Origin of the sequence: Rhizobium sp. P38BS-XIX, from assembly GCF_012641435.1 — a bacterium.
In the GTDB taxonomy this organism is placed as follows: domain Bacteria; phylum Pseudomonadota; class Alphaproteobacteria; order Rhizobiales; family Rhizobiaceae; genus Rhizobium.
Window position 1 is genome coordinate 1,203,570 of sequence record NZ_JABAIJ010000001.1, and the last position, 18,323, is coordinate 1,221,892.

The 18,323-nt window shown below is 59.8% G+C and carries 17 protein-coding genes; 11 read left to right on the forward strand and 6 right to left on the reverse strand.

Translation table 11 applies throughout. The features are described from left to right. Window positions 1–5 precede the first annotated feature (5 nt). From HGP17_RS05845 to HGP17_RS05860, 4 genes are all read right to left on the reverse strand, one after another. Window positions 6–767, reverse strand: coding sequence for an ABC transporter permease (locus HGP17_RS05845; protein ID WP_168806765.1), 762 nt, complete (start codon window positions 765–767; stop codon window positions 6–8). Beyond that, complete coding sequence (locus HGP17_RS05850) at window positions 764–1,690, reverse strand: ABC transporter ATP-binding protein (protein ID WP_168806766.1); 927 nt, start codon at window positions 1,688–1,690, stop codon at window positions 764–766. The genes HGP17_RS05845 and HGP17_RS05850 overlap by 4 nt, the downstream gene beginning before the upstream one ends. A 384-nt stretch (window positions 1,691–2,074) precedes the next feature. Then, window positions 2,075–2,329, reverse strand: coding sequence for a hypothetical protein (locus HGP17_RS05855; protein ID WP_168806767.1), 255 nt, complete (start codon window positions 2,327–2,329; stop codon window positions 2,075–2,077). Window positions 2,330–2,435: 106 nt separating this feature from the next. After that, on the reverse strand, window positions 2,436–3,635 hold the full coding sequence (locus tag HGP17_RS05860; protein WP_168806768.1) for an extensin family protein: 1,200 nt from the start codon (window positions 3,633–3,635) through the stop codon (window positions 2,436–2,438). A gap of 248 nt (window positions 3,636–3,883) precedes the next feature. Here HGP17_RS05860 and HGP17_RS05865 point away from each other — a divergent pair, with 248 nt between their 5' ends. The 5 genes from HGP17_RS05865 to HGP17_RS05885 all read left to right on the forward strand — a co-directional run bounded on the left by HGP17_RS05865 (window position 3,884) and on the right by HGP17_RS05885 (window position 8,567). Next, window positions 3,884–4,273 (forward strand): acyl-CoA thioesterase, encoded by a 390-nt coding sequence (locus HGP17_RS05865; protein WP_168806769.1) that lies wholly within the window; start codon window positions 3,884–3,886, stop codon window positions 4,271–4,273. A gap of 4 nt (window positions 4,274–4,277) precedes the next feature. Next, window positions 4,278–4,871, forward strand: a complete 594-nt coding sequence (locus HGP17_RS05870) for a hypothetical protein (RefSeq protein ID WP_168806770.1) — start codon at window positions 4,278–4,280, stop codon at window positions 4,869–4,871. A gap of 126 nt (window positions 4,872–4,997) precedes the next feature. Then, window positions 4,998–6,584 carry a tetratricopeptide repeat protein gene (locus tag HGP17_RS05875; RefSeq protein ID WP_246703988.1) on the forward strand — a complete coding sequence of 529 codons (1,587 nt, stop codon included), beginning with the start codon at window positions 4,998–5,000 and terminating at the stop codon, window positions 6,582–6,584. A 47-nt stretch (window positions 6,585–6,631) separates the two neighbouring features. Beyond that, window positions 6,632–7,702: an SEL1-like repeat protein gene (locus tag HGP17_RS05880; protein WP_168806774.1), complete on the forward strand. Its 1,071-nt coding sequence runs from the start codon at window positions 6,632–6,634 to the stop codon at window positions 7,700–7,702. Window positions 7,703–8,051: 349 nt separating this feature from the next. After that, window positions 8,052–8,567 carry a hypothetical protein gene (locus HGP17_RS05885; RefSeq protein ID WP_168806776.1) on the forward strand — a complete coding sequence of 172 codons (516 nt, stop codon included), beginning with the start codon at window positions 8,052–8,054 and terminating at the stop codon, window positions 8,565–8,567. Window positions 8,568–8,620: 53 nt separating this feature from the next. Here the strand turns inward: HGP17_RS05885 and HGP17_RS05890 are convergent, their stop codons facing one another. After that, a complete protein-coding gene (locus HGP17_RS05890; protein ID WP_168806778.1) occupies window positions 8,621–9,871 on the reverse strand; it encodes an MFS transporter in 1,251 nt (416 codons plus the stop codon). A 286-nt stretch (window positions 9,872–10,157) separates the two neighbouring features. Between HGP17_RS05890 and uvrB the strand changes: the two genes are divergently transcribed. The 4 genes from uvrB (at window position 10,158) to HGP17_RS05910 (ending at window position 15,637) form a co-directional block, all read left to right on the forward strand. After that, window positions 10,158–12,965, forward strand: a complete 2,808-nt coding sequence (gene uvrB / locus HGP17_RS05895) for an excinuclease ABC subunit UvrB (RefSeq protein WP_168806780.1) — start codon at window positions 10,158–10,160, stop codon at window positions 12,963–12,965. A gap of 162 nt (window positions 12,966–13,127) precedes the next feature. Continuing rightward, the gene (locus HGP17_RS05900; protein WP_168806782.1) at window positions 13,128–13,583 is read left to right on the forward strand and encodes an SRPBCC family protein; all 456 of its coding nucleotides are present in this window, start codon (window positions 13,128–13,130) and stop codon (window positions 13,581–13,583) included. A 149-nt stretch (window positions 13,584–13,732) separates the two neighbouring features. Then, entirely contained in the window at window positions 13,733–14,791 is a 1,059-nt protein-coding gene (locus HGP17_RS05905; RefSeq protein WP_168806784.1) for an adenylate/guanylate cyclase domain-containing protein, read from the forward strand. A 633-nt stretch (window positions 14,792–15,424) separates the two neighbouring features. After that, a complete protein-coding gene (locus HGP17_RS05910; protein WP_004109325.1) occupies window positions 15,425–15,637 on the forward strand; it encodes a cold-shock protein in 213 nt (70 codons plus the stop codon). A gap of 265 nt (window positions 15,638–15,902) precedes the next feature. Here the strand turns inward: HGP17_RS05910 and dusA are convergent, their stop codons facing one another. Further along, window positions 15,903–16,916 carry a tRNA dihydrouridine(20/20a) synthase DusA gene (gene dusA / locus HGP17_RS05915; protein WP_168806786.1) on the reverse strand — a complete coding sequence of 338 codons (1,014 nt, stop codon included), beginning with the start codon at window positions 16,914–16,916 and terminating at the stop codon, window positions 15,903–15,905. A 138-nt stretch (window positions 16,917–17,054) separates the two neighbouring features. Here dusA and HGP17_RS05920 point away from each other — a divergent pair, with 138 nt between their 5' ends. Together HGP17_RS05920 and HGP17_RS05925 are read left to right on the forward strand one after the other, a co-directional pair. Then, window positions 17,055–17,750, forward strand: coding sequence for a fumarylacetoacetate hydrolase family protein (locus HGP17_RS05920; RefSeq protein ID WP_168806788.1), 696 nt, complete (start codon window positions 17,055–17,057; stop codon window positions 17,748–17,750). A 16-nt stretch (window positions 17,751–17,766) separates the two neighbouring features. Continuing rightward, entirely contained in the window at window positions 17,767–18,297 is a 531-nt protein-coding gene (locus tag HGP17_RS05925; protein WP_168806790.1) for a gamma carbonic anhydrase family protein, read from the forward strand. The last annotated feature ends 26 nt before the right edge of the window (window positions 18,298–18,323 follow it).

The following is an 18,323-nucleotide window of genomic DNA, read 5'->3' on the forward strand; positions in this document are numbered from 1 at the left end:
CGCCGTCAGTTCCGCAGCCGATAGCCTGTCCTGAAAATCCATCCGAGAACAGCCAGGCAGATGACGAGAAAAAGGGTGATCATGCCGAGGCTCAGCACCGGGTTGACGTCCGCAATGCCATAGAAGCTCCAGCGAAAGCCGCTGACCAGATAGAGAACCGGATTGAGATGGCTGACGGCCTGCCAGAAAGGCGGCAGCATATTGATGGAATAGAAGCTCCCTCCGAGGAAGGTCAGCGGCGGCACGACCAGCATCGGGATCAGGTTCAGCTGCTCGAAATTGCCGGCCCAGATGCCGATCATGAAACCGAACAGGCTGAACGTCACGGCAGTCAGCACGAAGAACAGGATCATCATGAGCGGGTGCTCGATCCGGATATCAACGAAGAAGCTCGCTGTCGCGAGGATGATCAGCCCGATCAGCATTCCCTTGGTCGCCGCCGCCCCCACATAGCCGAGAACGATTTCCGTCATCGCGACGGGCGCCGACAGCACTTCGTAGATGGTGCCGGTGAATTTCGGAAAATAGATGCCGAACGAGCCGTTGCTGATGCACTGGCCGAGCAGCGTGAGCATGATCAGGCCGGGCGTGATGAAAGCCCCATAGGAAACGCCTTCGACGAGATTGATGCGCGATCCGATCGCGGCGCCGAAGACGATGAAATAGAGCGATGTGGAGATGACAGGCGAGACAACACTCTGCAGCAGCGTGCGGCGCGTGCGAGCCATTTCGAAACCGTAGATGGATTTGACCGCTTCGAAGTTCATTTGGATGCTCCCACCAGCGATACGAAAATATCCTCGAGCGAGCTCTGGCGCGTCGAGAGATCCTTGAAGTGAATGCCCTCGGCGGCAAGTTTCGACAGCAGAGTGGCAATGCTCGACTGCTCGTTCTGGGCGTCGAAATCATAGACCAGTGTCAGACCGTTCGGGCCGAGCGAAAGACCGTTGCCTTCCAGACAGTGCGGAATGGCAGCAAGCGGCTCATTGAGATCGAGGATCAGCTGCTTGCGGCCGAGCTTGGCCATCAGCGTCTTCTTCTCCTCCACCAGCAGCAGTTGCCCGCCATTGATGACGCCGACGCGATCGGCGGCCTCTTCAGCCTCTTCGATGTAGTGGGTCGTCAGGATGATCGTCACGCCGGACGCGCGCAGGCGCTCGACGACATGCCACATGTCCTTTCGCAGCGCCACGTCGACACCGGCGGTCGGTTCGTCCAGGAACAGAATCTCCGGCTCGTGCGACAGCGCCTTCGCGATCAGCACACGTCGCTTCATGCCGCCCGAAAGCTGGCGAAGCGTATTGTCCTTCTTCTCCCACAGCGAAAGATCACGCAGGATCTTCTCGATATAGTCCGGGTTCGCTTTCTTGCCGTGGAGCCCTCGCGAGAAACTCACCGTATTCCAGACGGTTTCGAACTGATCGGTGGTCAGCTCCTGCGGCACGAGGCCGATCATGCTGCGCGTGGCGCGGAAATCGCGCACGACGTCGTGGCCGCCGACCGTAACCGTGCCGCCGCTCGGATTGGCGATCCCGCAGACGATCGAAATCAAGGTCGTCTTGCCGGCACCGTTCGGCCCGAGCAAAGCAAGGATCTCGCCCCGATCGATATCGAGGTCGATACCTTTCAATGCTTGAAAACCGTTGCTGTAAGTTTTGGTAAGACTGCGGATGGAAATAATCGGAGCCATGATGTGGGCAAGTCCGGCTTTTATAGTGTGATCAATTTCTTGGCGTTTGCCCGCTATATAGCCGGTTTTCGGCTTTTACCATCCCATGTGTCTAAACACAGCGTTCGCTTAACCCAAATAAGTTGTCATCAAATCGTGACCTTGCTCGGGCATATACATTCGCAGGTGAGCAACGTTTGTCGCAAATCCGCCCAACGCCTCTTGGCGGCATCGTCAGCGCCTGACGTACTAGACGATTGATTGTCTTCGCATTTATATTGCATGCCTTATTGCGACATGAAATTTTTTTCTGGAGCAGGCAGCGATCCCCCGTTGTTGCCGTGCGCCGCTCAAGCCGGCCTGCGCCGGCTTTTTCTTTTTCTGCTGGAAATGATCAGGCAACCGCTACCAGTTGCCATTAACGCCGCAACCGGCCGGCGGCAGCGTCTTGTGCTCGAAGCGTTCCTTCAGCATTGCACAACCCTTGTCACGGATCGGCCCGGGCATCATCGAATTGAGACCGATACCCACTTCGTCAAAAGGATCGTCGGCATAGGCGACATAGGCATACCAGCGGCCGCCGATCACGACGACGATTGCGATCAATGCAGCGATCAACGCACGCCCCAGGCTTCTCTTTCGTCTCGGTATCTGTTCCATGGAACCCCCACTCGCCATCAAACGCCGCACTCAACTACGCTGTCTCACCTAGGTAAATCAGCCGCTGCGTTCGGCAAGAGCGCAAGCACCTACAAAGACGTGCAAATCAGAGGCTGCAATAACGACGACCGCCCTTCCGATCCCGAAGGTCGAAATGGAAGTGGTTCCAATGCTCCGGATTGCTGCCCGGACCCAGGACGGTATCGAAATAGCGGCAGCTGTCGGTGCGAACAGCCTTGAGCAGCCCGCCCTCTCTGAAGGAGAAGAGTCCCTTCTTGCGCACGTCGATCACATGGCCGTTCTTCAGGATGAAGGTTCCGACGTCGATGGCATTGCCATGCGCATGCTCGGACATCGGATTGTATCGCTGCCGGCTATTGTTCATCCGCCGGCAGGAATAGCCGCCGAGCGGGACGACAGTGCCGATGCCGGACCAATAGCGCGTGCGTGCCGCCGGCGCCAATTCGTTCTTCACCCACTTTGCGAAAGCCAGCGTCACCTGACAATTCAATGTCACCGCCGGCCTGACAGCGATGTTGCCGGAAAGCCCGCTGAGTGAAATCGGATAGGGAACCTGGCACGCGGGACCGCTCGAGATTGCCGGCTTGTCCGTATAGATAACGCCCATGCGCCGCAGTTCCTGACGGCAAGCGATTTCGGAAGGCGGCATCATGCCCGGCGTCGATTGCGGCGCTTCGAACTGCTGATCAAGACGCGGAACGGGATTATCGATGCGTGGCAGCATCGCGACCTGCGTGCCCTGCTGCCGGCGCGGTACGGGTGATTGATCCATTTCCGCCTGCGCTGAGGAACTTTGCACGATGGAGCGATTGGCCTGTCCTCGATTGGCCTGACTGCGATTGGTCTGCGTCGGCGCATCCGTCCCGATGCCGTCGACAACGGGCTGGTCGGTTTCGCCCTCAGCAATATTCTGTTCTTCTTCCTGCGCCAATCCCACGACCGAAGCCGATTGCGCCTCTTCGGCAGGGCCTACCCCAAGCTCCGCATCCATGTTGACGCCCTGGGACGGGACATCCGATTGCTGCGCCAGACCCTGCTCGACGTCCGTCGTGGTCACGGCTTCGCCGGTGCGCTTGTAGGTGCTGGAGGCCGAAACGACGGGATCCTGAACGCCCTGGTATGCGAATTGCCGCTGAGGCACGCTGCGATGCGGCCTGATCGAGCCAACGCGGGAGCTGCTATCGACGTTCGAGGGGGGCACAAGGCTATCGGCCGTACAAGCGACCAGCGCCGACGACAAAAGCAACGGCAGCAGAGCCCGCCGTAATGTTGGTAAATAGGCCATAATCCTGATCCGCTGCCCCAGCCACGGTCGGTAACGATTACAAATCCTAAATGGGAACGGTGAACGAATACTTACCGCGACATCTCATCTGTGCCGGACTGGCATCGATGAGTCGATCAACTCCATCACGAATACGTCAGACGGGCTTTTACGAATGGCTTCAGGACATGCGTCGATGCATCTTTCCCCTGACCGCGAGATTGCATAGGTTGAAAGACGGAATCGATAGTCCGAACAGGAGCAAAGGGATGAACGACGCCGTCAAACCACGAGGCGAGCTGACATTGCGCACGCTCGCCATGCCCGCCGATGCCAACCCGGCCGGTGACATCTTCGGCGGCTGGGTCATGGCGCAGATGGATTTGGCAAGCGGCATCCGCGCCGCCGAACGGGCACGCGGTCGCGTGGTCACGGCCGCCGTCAAGGAAATGGCATTCGAGCTTCCGGTCAAGATCGGCGATACATTGAGCGTCTTCACCGACGTCGAACGTGTCGGCCGCACGTCGATCACCCTGAATGTAGAGGCCTGGGCACATCGTTCGCGCTACAACAAGCTGGAAAAGGTCACAGGCGCGACGTTCATCATGGTCGCTCTCGATGAAAACGGCGCGCCGAAGGCGGTGCCGCCGGAAAGCTGAAGCCATGGAGGGGGCGGCACACTCACCGGAAGTCTACGTCTATATCCGGACAGTCATGAGCATGGTGATCGGCCTTTCGCTGGCCCAGCTCCTGACTCGATTGGCGGGGTTCGTGCAATCGCCGGGCAAGAACAGGATCTATCTCGTGCACATCGGCTGGGTGCTGTCGATGTTTCTGTTCATCATCCATTTCTGGTGGTGGGAATATCGGCTGCAATCCGTCGCGCAGATCAACTTCGGCGTCTATCTGTTCCTGATCTGCTTTTGCTGCCTTTTCTATTTTCTGTGCGTGCTGCTCAATCCTCCCACCGTCGACGACTATGGCGGCTTCGAGGAATATTTCATTTCGCGGCGCGGCTGGTTCTTCAGCCTGCTTGCCGTCGCCTACGCCGTGGATCTCATCGACACGCGCCTGAAAGGCGAAGTCTATTTCCACTCGCTCGGTTGGGAGTATCCGACCCGCAACGTCGTTTATATCGTGCTTTGCATCGTTGCCGCGATTACCGCGAACAGGCGCTTTCACGCGGCCTTCGTAATCCTCGGACTGCTCTACCAGATCACATGGATCTTCCGTCTCTATGACGTGCTTCCGGGATAAGGATCAAATACTGTACAGCGTAAAATGGTTGCCATTTCGATGCTTTACAATTCTTGACCAAGACATCGCCATATTGTTCGGATCGATTGTCGTCTTGGATGCACGTGGGAGATTCAAGCCTTGAAAATGAAGAGCTATGCATTGGGACTGGCGCTCGCTCTTTCGTGGCCATGGGTCGTCCACGCGGAAGATCCGGCGCCCGGGCCAGCCAAGACCACCATCGATCTCAAATACTGGGTGGAGTTTGCCACGCAGGGCAATGCAGCCGCGCAATACGGCCTCGGCTATCGCTACGCCAATGGTGACGGCGTGGAGCGCGACGACACCAAGGCGGTCGATTGGTATCAAAAATCCGCAGAGCAGGGAAACACCCAGGCTCAATATGCCCTCGCCTACATGTATGCAGCCGGACGCGGCGTCAACGCGGATCAGAAGCTGGCAACGGAATGGTATCTGAAATCCGCGCAGCGTGGGAACGCCGACGCTCAATATGCCGTCGGCTACTCCTTGGCCAACGGTCGCGGTGTACCCGTCGATAACGAACAGGCCGTCAACTGGTATCAGAAATCGGCCGCACAGAACCAGGCACAGGCACAATACGCGTTGGGGTATATGTATGCGAACGGCCTTGGCGTTCGACAGGATTCTGAGATCGCTCTCAACTGGTATCGCAAATCCGCGGATCAGGGCCGATCCGACGCGCAATACGCGCTCGGCTATATGTTCGATAACGGCCAAGGCGTTCCGGAAGATCATACCGGTGCTCTCGAATTGTACCGAAAGGCCGCCGACCAGGGTGATGCGCAGGGTCTCTATGCTGTCGGTTATGCCTACGCCAATGGCCGTGGTGTCGAACGCAGCGATGCGGAAGCCTTCATCTGGTATAAGCGAGCCGCAGCAAAAGGCCGCGCCGACGCACAATATGCCGTCGGCTACAGCCTGGCGAACGGACTGGGCGTCGCAAAGGACTATCGCCAAGCCTTGCAATGGTATCGCAAATCGGCAGACCAAGGCCGATCGGATGCGCAATATGCGCTCGGTTATCTCTATGCCAACGGGCAAGGCGTCAAGGTCGACGATATCTCGGCGGTGAGGTGGTACCGCAAGTCGGCCGATCAGGGCGATCAGCAGGGCCAATATGCCCTCGCCTACATGTATGCCGGCGGTCGCGGCGTCGCGAAAGACTACCGCAAAGCACTTGAATGGTATGGAAAATCGGCCGCGCAGGGCTATGCGGATGCACAATATGCGCTGGGTTACATGTATGATAACGGCCAGGGAACGACCGCCGACAAGGCGGCGGCGGCAGACTGGTACGGTAAGGCCGCCGCCCAGAACAATTCGCAGGGCCAATACGCTCTCGCCTACCTTTATTGCGAAGGAGATGGCGTCGCCAAGGATTACGGCCGCGCCGTCGAGCTTTTCCGCAAGGCAGCGGAACAAGGCGATGCACGAGCGGAATATGGTCTTGGATATCTCTATTATAACGGCTACGGAGTACCGAAGGACGCTGGCGTTGCCGCCGATTGGTTCAATAAGGCCGCCGCCAAGGGATTGCCGGAAGCGCAGCACGGTTTGAGCTATATGGAAGCCAACGGCGAAGGTCCCATCAAGGATCTCGGACCATTGGGCGAAGGGCGGTCATCCGACACGGACACCGGCCCGTCGCCGGGCTGGGTTGCTTTTCGTCTGCTGATGGCACTTCTGCCATAGCGGGCGACCGTACAGAATTGAACTCGATAGTGAGCCGAGGACTGAGCGTGAATTGGAAGAAGGGAGCGATAGGATTGCTCTTCGCACTGGCATCGATGGGTGTGGCCCATGCCGATGTCGGACGCAATACCTATGATCGCGGCGATATCAAATCACCCTCGGACTATTGGCGCTCTCTGGCGAACAAGGGCAATGTCACCGCCCAGATGAAACTCGGCCAGATCTACGAGGAAGGCGACGGCGTCGAGAAGAACCTCACCCAGGCGCTGAAATGGTATCGAAAGGCGGCCGAACAAGGCAACGCCGAAGCGCAATTCAATGTCGGCACCATGTACGACCAGGGGGAAGGCACCGCCGTCGACAAGGAGCAGGCGCTTGTCTGGTACAAGAAAGCCGCAACGCAAGGTCACGCCAACGCGCAATATAACCTCGCCGTGATGTACGACACCGGTGAAGGCATTGCCGAGAACAAGGCCGAGGCGTTTGTGTGGTACCGCAAGTCCGCCGAACAGGGCGATGTGGACGCACAGTACAATGTCGGCGTGATGTACGATCAGGGCGACGGCACGACCAAGGACAAAAGCCAGGCAGTCGATTGGTATCTGAAGGCCGCCGACCAGGGCAAGGTCGAGGCGCAATACAATCTCGGCATCATGTATCGTGACGGCGAAGGCGTTGCCAAGAACGGCACCGAAGCGCTGTCCTGGTTCAGGAAAGCCGCCGAACAGGGCGACGCCGATGCGCAGTACAATATCGGCGCGATGTATGCCGATGGCGATGGGATCAGCCAGGACGACAAGCAGGCCATCGCCTGGTTCCTGAAGGCCGCGGGCCAAAATGACGTCGAGGCGGAATACAATCTCGGCGTGATGTTCCGCGATGGAGAAGGCATCGCCAAGAACCCGGACCAGGCAGTCTACTGGTTCGAGCGAGCCGCCGGCCACCGCTATGCGGACGCGGCTTACAATCTCGGCATCATGTATCGCGATGGCGACGGCGTATCCGCCGATCCAAACAAGGCTCTTGAATGGTTGCGCAAGGCCAAGAGCCTCGGCTACAAAGGCGGCACCGACGACGGCGACGACGCAGCACCGGACGCCAACGGCATCCCGATCTGAACGACCCGATCACTCGGCCAAATGCTCGATTCTACGTTAAGGGCGTCTCCATCGGATCACCAGATGGCATCGCTGCCGCCGCGTCATTTTTGGCGGCGGGCAATCGCATACCGGATCGACATGATCATTTTCGCCCTACTCTGCTTGTCTTTTCTCTGGTGTGGTGGCTCTTGCCGTTGATCATCTGGCGCGGCCAGACTTTCTACGATCGCTTATGTGACACGAAGGTCGTCAAGGATTAGACCGCCGTCGCCGATATGCCGGGGATTGCTTTGTTGGCGAAAGATATAGAAGACTGGCGAAGGGCCGGGACATTGCTTTGCTTCTTCTCTCAAGAGGATCGATCGCCGTGAATCTGAAACAATCCGTACTTCTCTCTTCATGCTTGCCATCTTTTCGCATGGCATCGCTGGCGGTCGCGGTCGTCCTACCGCTGACGCCGCTGCCGCTTGCGACGACGCCGGCCTTGGCCGCGCCGGGCTCATGCTGGTCGCTGCTGCACAGCAAATTCGGCCCGGAGATCGAAAAGTCGGTCAATGAAGCAGATCCCTGCAAGAAGCTGCCGGGCGTCGACCATAAGGACAAGTTCGAGGTCAAGTCGCTTGATGTCTGCGATGGGCCCAATGGAGGCGTCCAGATCAATGCGCAAGCCGAAATGGCCTGCAAATCGCACGGCGTACTGAAGACCACAATCAAGGGCCAACTCGATGCCTCGATGACAGTGGATGTCGGCTCATGCCACATCACCGACATGCATATCGGCATCAACGGCCCGATCGGCGATTTGATCTCCTCCGTCGGTGGGCTGCAGGATCTTGCCCGCGGCTTCGCGCAGGCAAAGATTTCCGAGATCTGCGGCAAATAAGGCGAAGGCCGGCGAACACCACCGGCCTCGCTCAAGCCAGTTATCGGATGGGCTCAGGTCTTGACGATCTCATCGGGCGCGCGGGCGCTTTTACTGCCGAAGCGAACTCCCTTCTTCTCGTAGCCAAAGCCGGCAAACAGCGCGACAGCGACCGCGACGATGCAGGCGACGATCATCAGCGCGAAGGCATAGTCGCCGTTCCATTGCTTGGCCAATCCTGCCTGGATCGAGGCGTTGCCGGAAGCCAGCAGATTGCCGAGCTGATAGGCAAAGCCCGGAAACGTGCCGCGCACCTCATCCGGCGACAATTCGTTGAGATGCACCGGCACGATGCCCCAGGCGCCCTGCACGAAGAACTGCATCAGGAAAGCGCCGATCGCCAGCATGACAGGCCCATGGCCATAGACCCAGAGCGGAGCAACAGGGATCGCCAGCAGCGAAGCGATGACCATGGCCCGGCGCCGGCCGATGCGCTGCGACATCACTCCGAATGCCAGACCACCGACGATCGCGCCGATATTGTAGACGATGGCGATGGCGCCGACGGTGTAGGAGTCATATTGCCGCTGCGTCTCCAGGAAGGTCGGATAGAGATCCTGCGTGCCGTGACTGAAGAAGTTGAATGCGGTCATGAGAATGACCGCCCATATGAACAGCGGAATATTCTCCTGCAGGACGGTCAGGAACGGCCGTTGCGGCTTTGATTGGCGTTGCACGAAAGCCGGCGACTCCTCAACGCTGCGCCTGATATAAAGCACCAGCAAAGCCGGCACCGCACCGACAATGAACATGCCGCGCCAACCGATGACGGGAAACAACAGGAAGAAGACGATCGAGGCCAGCAGATAGCCGGAAGGATAGCCTGCCTGCAGGATGCCAGAGACGAGACCGCGTGAATCCTCGGGTATGGTCTCCATGACAAGCGATGCGCCGACTCCCCACTCGCCGCCCATGGCAATGCCGAACAGGGCACGCAGGACGAGAAACATCGTCAATCCAGTCGAAAAGCCGGTGAGGAACTCGAACACCGAGTAAAGCAGCACATCGACCATCAGCGTCATCCGCCGGCCGTAGCGATCCGCGGCGAGCCCGAAGATCAGCGCGCCGAGCGGGCGCATGGCGAGCGTGAGGAAGATGGCGACGGCCACCGCCGGGACATCCGTGTGAAATTCCTCTGCGATATGTTTGAGAACGAAAACCAATATGAAGAAATCGAAAGCATCCAGCGTCCAGCCCAGATAGGCCGCGATGACGGTGTTTCGTTGCTGGGGCGACAGGAAACGCAAGCTATCCAATGCGGTCATTATAATCCTCCGACCGGATGGCGGCGGCGAGGCGGGCAATACCGGATGCCGTCGAAGCTGGGGGAACCCGGCGGGATTGGCCGGGCATGTCGACGTTGCGGTGGTTCCTCCTTTGGCGCCAGTGAGGATTGCGCTATGCGGACTTTGGGATCAGCGATAACGCACCAGCCGCCCTTGGGTTGTATCACATTCGACATCCCTGACGAACGGAAAAATCCATCGATCCGTTTCCCTTTTGTACTCTTTGCCCCTTCACATTGGCGTGTTCTGTCGCCATATTCCCTCCATGGCCAAATCACCGAAAAAACCTTCCGCTCCGACCGGTTTCGAAGAGGCGCCGCAGGCACCGTTTGAAGGTGCGCCGCTCAGCGGCAGCGTGTCCGATTGGGTGAAGCAGCTCGAGGCGGATGCGGAAGCATCCGGCATCGAAACGCAGCGCGAGATCGCCTCCAAGGCAGGCAAGCATCGCAAGAAGGTCGAGATCGCCGCTTCGAAGTCTGCACGAGGCACCTCGATGGGCGGCTCGACAGACCCGAAAACGCGCGCTGCGGCCGGCCTCAATCCCGTAGCAGGCCTCGATATCGCGCTTGAGGATGCCGACAAGATCGCGACCGGCGGCGTAACCGCGACCGTGGAAGCGTTGTCGAAGCTGATCGAGAGCGGCAATCCGCTCTTCAAGGATGGTAAACTCTGGACGCCCCACCGCCCTGCCCGCCCGGCGAAATCCGAAGGCGGCATCGAGATCCGCATGGCCTCGGAATACCAGCCCGCCGGCGACCAGCCGACGGCGATCCGCGATCTCGTCGAAGGATTGGAAAATGGGGACCGCAGCCAGGTGCTGCTCGGCGTCACGGGTTCCGGCAAGACCTTCACCATGGCCAAGGTGATCGAGGCGACGCAGCGGCCCGCCGTTATCCTCGCCCCTAACAAGACGCTGGCCGCGCAGCTCTATTCCGAATTCAAGAACTTCTTTCCGGACAACGCGGTCGAGTATTTCGTCTCCTACTACGATTATTACCAGCCGGAAGCCTACGTTCCGCGCTCGGATACCTTCATCGAGAAGGAAAGCTCGATCAACGAACAGATCGACCGCATGCGCCACTCGGCGACGCGCTCGCTGCTGGAACGCGACGATTGCATCATCGTCGCCTCCGTCTCGTGCATTTACGGTATCGGCTCGGTCGAAACCTATACGGCGATGACCTTCCAGATGAATGTCGGCGACCGGCTGGATCAGCGCCAGCTTCTGGCCGATCTCGTGGCGCAGCAATACAAGCGTCGCGACATGGATTTCATCCGCGGTTCCTTCCGCGTCCGCGGCGACACGATCGAAATCTTCCCGGCCCACTTGGAGGATGCCGCCTGGCGCATCTCCATGTTCGGCGACGAGATCGACGCCATCACCGAATTCGACCCGCTGACCGGCCAGAAGACCGGCGACCTGAAATCGGTGAAGATCTACGCTAATTCGCATTATGTGACGCCGCGCCCGACGCTGAACGGCGCCATCAAGGCGATCAAGGAAGAGCTGAAGATCCGGCTCGCAGAGCTGGAAAAGGCTGGCCGCCTGCTCGAGGCGCAGCGTCTGGAGCAGCGCACCCGCTACGACGTCGAAATGCTGGAAGCCACCGGCTCCTGCGCCGGCATCGAGAACTATTCGCGCTACCTGACCGGCCGCAATCCCGGCGAGCCGCCGCCGACCTTGTTCGAATATATTCCCGATAACGCCCTGCTCTTCATCGATGAAAGCCACGTCTCGGTCAGCCAGATCGGCGGCATGTATCGCGGCGACTTCAGACGCAAGGCGACGCTGGCCGAATACGGCTTTCGCCTGCCCTCCTGCATGGACAACCGTCCGCTGCGCTTCGAGGAATGGGACGCCATGCGCCCCGACACGATCGCTGTTTCGGCAACGCCGGGTGGCTGGGAAATGGAGCAGGCTGGCGGCGTCTTCGCCGAGCAGGTCATCCGCCCAACAGGCCTCATCGACCCGCCGGTCGAGGTTCGTTCCGCCCGTACCCAGGTCGACGACGTCCTTGGAGAAATCCGCGAGACGGCCGCCAAGGGTTATCGCACCCTCTGCACCGTGCTTACCAAGCGCATGGCCGAGGACCTGACGGAATATCTGCACGAACAGGGCGTGCGCGTGCGCTATATGCACTCGGATATCGATACGCTGGAGCGCATAGAAATCATCCGCGACCTGCGCCTCGGCGCCTTCGACGTCCTCGTCGGCATCAACCTGTTGCGCGAAGGCCTCGATATTCCGGAATGCGGCTTCGTCGCCATCCTCGATGCCGACAAGGAAGGTTTCCTGCGTTCCGAGACGTCGCTCATCCAGACCATCGGCCGCGCCGCGCGTAACGTGGACGGCAAGGTCATTCTTTACGCCGACAACATCACCGGCTCGATGAAGCGGGCGATGGAGGAGACGAGCCGCCGCCGTGAAAAGCAGATGGCTTACAACCTCGAAAACGGCATCACGCCGGAATCGGTCAAGGCGAAGATTTCCGATATCCTCGACAGCGTCTATGAGAAGGACCATGTTCGTGCCGATATCGGCGGCGCTGCCGGCAAGGGTTTTGCCGATGGCGGCCATCTGGTCGGCAACAATTTGCAGGCTCATCTCAACGCGCTGGAAAAATCGATGCGCGATGCCGCAGCCGACCTGGACTTCGAAAAGGCGGCGCGTCTGCGCGACGAGATCAAGCGCCTCAAGGCCGTCGAACTTGCCGCCATGGACGATCCGCTAGCCCGCGAAGAGGCCAAGAGCCTCGAAGGCGGCAAGGGAGGCCGTGCCTCAAAGGCCGGCAAATCGGGTGCTGCAACTTCGGGTCAGGATGCCTCCAACGGCTATTTTGCCAAGCCCAGTCTCGATGAAATGGGACCGGGCAGCGATGCCGGCACGCCGCTTTTCCGCAGGAACACGCTGGACGAGATGACGGTCGGCCGCACCGAGAAGCCAGTCCAGGGCAAGATGCCGGACAAGCCGGTGACGCGCGCAAAGCCCGGCGTCGGATCCTATGAGGACCCGATAGACGAAAGACAGCGCAAGAGCAGGACAAAAGGCAAAACCGGGCGGCCAGGACGATAAGGCCGGCGGGCGCCGCCAAGTGCCGAGGATTGCAGCCAGCGCCGGAGGATCTTCGCTGGTTTGTCGGAAAGCCTGAACGCCATCGCATGAGGAGCCCCATGACGCAAGGCAACGTTTGCGCGTGCCGAATCGACGGGGAAAGCGACCACGGGAGAGAGAACGATGTCAGAGCCTTTAGTCGTCCGCCGTGAGACCCATGTCTCGGCACCGCCCGCAGCCGTGTTCGCGCTGTTGACCGATCCCGAAAAAATTCTACGCTGGATGGGCACCGAAGCCCAGACAGAGCTGCAGCCCGGCGGCATTTATCTGGTCAATGTCACAGGTGCCCGCGTCGCCCGCGGCTCCTTTCGTGAGGTCGTGCCGGTGCATCGTCTCGCCTACAGTTTCGGCTGGGAAGGCAGCGAGGCCGTGCCGCCAGGATCAAGCCTGGTGGAAATCGATCTGATCGAGCAACCGAATGGCACACTGGTGCGCCTCACCCATACCGGCCTGCCGACGGCCGACCAATGTGAAGCGCATGCAAAGGGTTGGGCGCATTACTTCGACCGCATGGCTGCGGTGGCGGCAGGGCGCGATCCTGGTCCGGATTCCATGCACGGTCACGACGGCCAGAGCTGACGGCATCGGCACAACCTCATGGCCTCGTCGGAGAAACGCTAGGTCGCCGACGAGGGACATAGCTCAATTCTTTTGTGTGGTAACGCCCTCATCCCAAAGCTTGGATCGCTATGGATGACAGGCTGCAACTGTCATGACATGATCGCGCCATGAATCTACCTGCCCCTCTTTCCTGGCTCGTTGATGAAGCCGGAACCTCCCCCAATCCCGAACGCTTTCTGGCGGATCTCGGCAGACAGCTCGTTGATGCCGGGCTGCCACTTGCCGGTGGCGCCCTGACGCTCGCCGCGCCGCACCCGATCGTGACGCAACGTACCTGGCTCTGGCATTCCAAAACGGACGCAGTAATCGAGGCTCTCGGCTTCGCTGGAACGGTGCTCGGACAAGCCGGTCGCGACTGGCTCGGCGATCTCGGCCCCACCTGTGAGGCAACGATCGGAGAAACGCCAGACAATTCCGTGCTGGCCTGGGCCGGCACCCGGCCTTTCACGGCGACAGAAGCGGCAAACCTGAACCAGATCGCCCGCTTTGCCGCGGCACCGCTGGCGGCCCTTGCCGCCCGCGCGGCGCTGTCGGCGCTACTCGAAGCCTATCTCGGCCGCAGAAGTGCAGCCCGAGTTCAGGCCGGCGCGCTCAGCCGCAGCACCGGCGAAACCATCCGCGCAGCGCTTCTTTGCGCCGACCTTCGCGATTTCACCGCTCTCTCCGAAGCGACGGAACCGACGATCGTCATCGCCGCTCTCGACGCCTGGTTCGATCGTGTGGCGGGCGCCGTGCATGCCTTCGGCGGCGAAGTACTGAAATTCATCGGCGACGGCGTGCTGGCGATCTTCCCGGTCACGACCACGGCAACAGAAGCCTGTGAGGCCGCGCTGCGCGCCGCAACCGCCATTCGCGCCGGCATGGCCCATCTCGATGCGACCCGGGCAAGCCAAGGCCTGCCGCCGCTCCCCTTCGGCGCCGCCTTGCATTTCGGCGACATGCTCTGGGGCAACATCGGCGCCGCCGACCGCCTGGACTTCACCGCCATCGGCCCCGCCGTCAATCTCGTCAGCCGGCTGGAGGGCCTGTGCAAGCCGCTTGGGCAGAATATCCTGATTTCCGGGTCGCTCGCCGCTGAGGCAGCGATGCCGCTCGCTTCTCTTGGAGACCATGAGCTGCGAGGGATTGCCGAGCCTTGCGCGGTGTTTACGCTGGTTGAGACGTGAAGCGTCCGTGAATAGCCACGAACCGCGAAGCGTTTGTCCGGGCCTAATCCGGGCGCAAGAACCAAAACTTCCAAGGCAATCAAAATTGACGGGATTTGAATGGAGAGGAAAATATTTAGGCTTCCGTGTATTGCGGGCATTATTGTTGAAATACCCGCGCCACTCGATAATATTCACGGCAAGGAAGCAAAGTCAGCGAATCTGACGATCTAGTTAAATTCAACCACGATACTCGTAGTTAAATTGAAAGACCTCAACTCAACCCGCACTGAAGGTCTGCCCCATTAACAAAACCTCTGCCTGTATCGGCTTTGGCTTGGAGCAACATCTTCCTTATGCTTGCAACTCCTTGAAATTCCCACCCTAATCCCACCCGTTTCCCACCCTGCCCTAATATTGCCCCTTGCCTTTTTGCACAAAGCCTGTCACCCATATGCATGCTCGGGCATTTGCATGCCGGTGACTGGACTGATTTGGTGATCCGCTGGCGGCAGGCAGTGGTTGGGTTTAAGAGACCCGCGCAGACGTTCTTTCCCCGTACGTGACTTCTCGACTGGCTTTCGCATGTCGCGGAAGCAAAGCCGTCCGGGTTTCCCGGATTAACTAAGACTGATGGGTAAAGGACTATCCCCCATGGCCACCAAGGGCACCGTAAAATTCTTCAACCAGGACAAAGGTTTTGGTTTCATCACTCCTGACGGCGGTGCAAAGGACGTTTTCGTCCACATCTCCGCTCTTCAGGCTTCTGGCATCCAGTCGCTGCGTGAAGGCCAGCAGGTCACGTTCGACACCGAGCCGGATCGCATGGGCAAGGGCCCGAAGGCTGTCAACATCCAGGCTAACTAAGCCTCTGGTGACTGCCTGAAAAGGTTTCCGACGGCGCGGTGAAAACCGCGCCGTTTTTCATTTCAGCCATTCATATCGCAAAGCCTACCGCCGTCCCTCGGGGCGGCGGCATTTTGCGAATGCTCGCACCTCCTTACGAGGACGGAGCGAGCTTCGCTGCATGGTTCAAAATAAATCCGCTGTGGTTCTGGCCGATCGCGGATATCGATCCCTAATGATGGGGCAGGCGGAAACGCTTTCTAGTCCCGAGGATGAGCGGATGCGCTCACGCGCTTACCCGTTCGCGTTCACCGGAAAAGTCCACCGCCGCGAAGGCGGCCGCAATCACCTCGGGGCCTGCGCCCGACTTGTTGGCGTCGGTCGACAGGATCTGACGGTAACGCCGCGAACCCGGCAGACCGGTGAAGAGGCCGACCATGTGGCGCGCGACATGCTGCAGGCGGCCGCCATTGGCGATATGCCGTTCGACATATCCAATCATTCGGTCGCGCAGCCCGTTCCAATCCGCCTCGGTTGCCGGATCACCATAGAAGCGATGATCGACATCGGCGAGAATGGCGGCGTTCTGATAGGCGGCACGGCCGAGCATGACGCCGTCGACATGGGAAAGATGCGCCTCGGCCTGATCCAGCGTCTGAATGCCGCCGTTGATACCGATGAAAACATCGGGCCAACGCTGCTTCATGCGATAGACGATGTCGTAATCGAGCGGCGGGATCTCGCGGTTTTCCTTGGGCGACAAGCCCTTCAGCCAGGCTTTGCGCGCATGGATCCAGATGGCGTCTGCGCCGGCATCGAGGACGCGCGTCATCAGCTCGGGCAGCGCCTCTTCCGGCTCCTGCTCATCGACGCCGATGCGGCATTTCACGGTAACGGGCGCCTTCGATATTGACTTCATGGCAGCCACGCAGGACGCAACCGCCTCCGGCGTCAGCATCAGACAGGCGCCGAACGTGCCGGATTGCACGCGGTCCGACGGACAGCCGACATTGAGGTTGATCTCGTCATACCGATAAGCCTCGGCAATCCGCAGCGCCTCGGCAAGCTTCACCGGGTCCGAGCCGCCGAGCTGCAACGCGACGGGATGCTCCGCCGTATCATGACCCAGCAGCCGATCGCGCGGCCCATGAATGATCGCGTCGGCCACCACCATCTCCGTATAGAGCAGCGCATGCCGGCTGATCTGCCGATGCAGATACCTGCAATGGCGATCAGTCCAGTCGATCATCGGTGCCACCGCAAAAATCTTGCGGCCGTTTTTCAGCGCGTCACTATACATGGGAAACCTTTCTGATCCGCGCTCTACACCAAATCCCTGAAAAAGGCCAGTTTCCGCGGCAGTAACAATGATGCTAGTTTGCCTTATGGAGTCGGAGGGCGACCGCCTTGCCGAAGATCAGGAATTTCGAAAGCCCATATGAACGCCCCTTTGACGACAGTCATTCCGCCACCCGCCACCGTTCTCCTCCCGATCGAGGGCGAAAACGAGTTCTTTCCCGTGCGCCGCGTTTATTGCGTTGGCCGCAACTATGCCGACCATGCCATCGAAATGGGCCATGATCCGAGCCGCGAGCCGCCCTTCTTCTTCCAGAAGAATCCCGACAACCTGCTGGTCTCGAGCGATTTCCCTTACCCGTCGCTGTCCTCGGATGTGCATCACGAGGTCGAGCTTATCGTAGCACTTCGCAGCGGCGGCGCGGAAATACCAGTCGAGCAGGCGCTGGATTGCGTCTACGGCTACGGCGTCGGCATCGATTTTACCCGTCGCGACCTGCAGGGCGAAGCCAAGAAACTGGGCCGCCCCTGGGAAATCGGCAAGGCCTTCGATCACTCGGCGCCCGTCTCCGCGCTCGTCCCCGCCACCCGCGTCGGTCACCCCGACAAGGGCGGCATCTGGCTGATGCGCAACGGAGAGGCCGCTCAGAGAGGCGATCTCTTGCAGATGATCTGGAAGGTGCCCGAAATCATCGCCGAGCTTTCCAAGCTCTTCACGCTCGCACCGGGTGACATCATCATGACCGGTACCCCCGCTGGCGTCGGTCCCGTTACACGCGGCGACCGGATCAGCTGCGCCGTCGATGGCGTTGCAAACCTGGTACTCAACGTCGTCTGATCGAGGAGGATCGACCATGCCGCTTTACGCCCTTGCTGGCTCGACGCCGAAGACGCCGGGTCCCGGCCGATATTGGGTCGCACCGGATGCAAGCGTGATCGGCAAGGTCGAGATCGGCGAGGACGTCGGCATCTGGTTCGGGGCGGTGCTGCGCGGCGACAACGAGCCGATCACCATCGGCAACGCCACGAATATCCAGGACGGCACCATGGTGCACACCGACCCGGCCTACCCGACGGTGATCGGCGAAGGCTGCACCATTGGCCATCACGCCATTCTTCATGGCTGCACGATCGGCAACAACTCGTTGATCGGCATGGGCGCCACGATCCTGAACGGCGCCAAGATCGGTAACAACTGCCTCGTCGGCGCCAATGCGCTTGTCACGGAAGGCAAGGAGTTCCCGGACGGCTCGCTCATCGTTGGCTCCCCGGCACGCGCGATCCGCACGCTGGATGAAGCCGCGATAGAAGGCCTGCGCCGTTCCGCCAGCAATTACGTCGCCAACTGGCAACGCTTCGCCCGCGACCTTAAAAGATTGGATTAGAAATCCTTCACAAATATCTGGCGAGG